Here is a 1,184-nt window from a genome sequence, read left to right on the forward strand (position 1 = left end):
GGAGATGGTTATAAGAGACAGGTACACGCGCCGCAGTGCGGCCAGGGGGCGGCGCCGCGGCGCGTGTACAGCTTCTTCGCGCGGTACGTCTGCTCGGCCGCCGGCGCGTCCTGGGGGCGGCCCTTGCCGCCGAGGGCGTGCCAGGTGCGGGCGTCGAACTGGTAGAGCCCGCCGTAGGTGCCCGACGGGTCGACGGCGTTCGGCCGGCCGCCGGACTCGCAGGCCGCGAGGGCCTTCCAGTTCAGGCCGTCGGCGCCGGCGGGAGAGACCGGCAGGGGCTTGGTGCCGACCTTCACCACCTGGGCGCGCGGGGCGCGGACCACCTCGCTGCCGATGCGGTGCGGCCTCTGCCGTACGCCGTTGACGGTGCGCAGGGCGTAGGTGACCCGGCGCAGGCCGGGGCGTCCGGTCTGCTCGACGACCTCGGCGCCCTGGAACAGGGTGGGGTCGGGGGTGCGCCGCACCTCGTAGGGGATGGCCTCGTCGTGGGTCTCGCGGGAGGAGGTGATCCGCAGGACGGTGACGGTCTGTCCTTCGCGCGGGAAGCTGTCGGGCGCCACGGACAGGGTGTCCTGGCCGCGCAGGGTGACGCCGGCTTCCTCGACGGCGTCGCGGACGGTGGCGGCGTTGGTGCGGATGGTGCGGGCGCGGCCGTCGGCCATGACGGTGACGGTGCGTTCGGTGCGCACGTCGAGGGCGAGGCCGGCGCGGCCGATCGGCAGGGAGCGGGAGGCGGACAGGTAGGCGCCCTCGGCGCGCACGCCGAGCTGCCGGAGCGCGCCCTCGACGGTGTGCGCGGTCGTCCACACCTCGTGCCGGCGGCCGTCGAGGGTGAGGCGTACGGGGCGGGCGTAGTGGACGACGACCTCGTCGCCGCTGGTGAGTTCCGCGTCGGGGCCGGGGGCGACGACGTCGTGCGGTCCGACCCGCACGCCTTCCTCTTCGAGCAGGCCGGCGACGTCGTCGGCGAAGGTGTGCAGGGTGCGGGGGCGGGCGCCGTCCACGCTGAGTTCGACCGCCTTGTCCTTGGCGACGAAGGCGGTGGTGCCGCCGGCGAGGAAGGCGACGACCAGCGCCCGGGGCAGCAGGCGGCGCACGGAGCCATCCCCTCGCTCCGGTGTGCGCGCCCTGCGTCGGCGGGTGCCGCGCCGGTCCTGCCGGGGCAGCGGCGCGGGGTCGGCGGG

General features: G+C 75.9%; 1 protein-coding gene. It reads right to left on the reverse strand.

Features of this window, described 5'->3' with window-relative positions; genetic code table 11:
* Positions 1-8: 8 nt before the first annotated feature.
* Positions 9-1,184 (reverse strand): resuscitation-promoting factor (locus MTQ10_RS30635; RefSeq protein ID WP_247474039.1); only part of this gene is annotated, 1,176 nt, incomplete at its 5' end.

It is taken from the genome of Streptomyces sp. XM83C (genome assembly GCF_023072675.1).
In the GTDB taxonomy this organism is placed as follows: Bacteria; Actinomycetota; Actinomycetes; order Streptomycetales; family Streptomycetaceae; genus Streptomyces; species Streptomyces thermocoprophilus.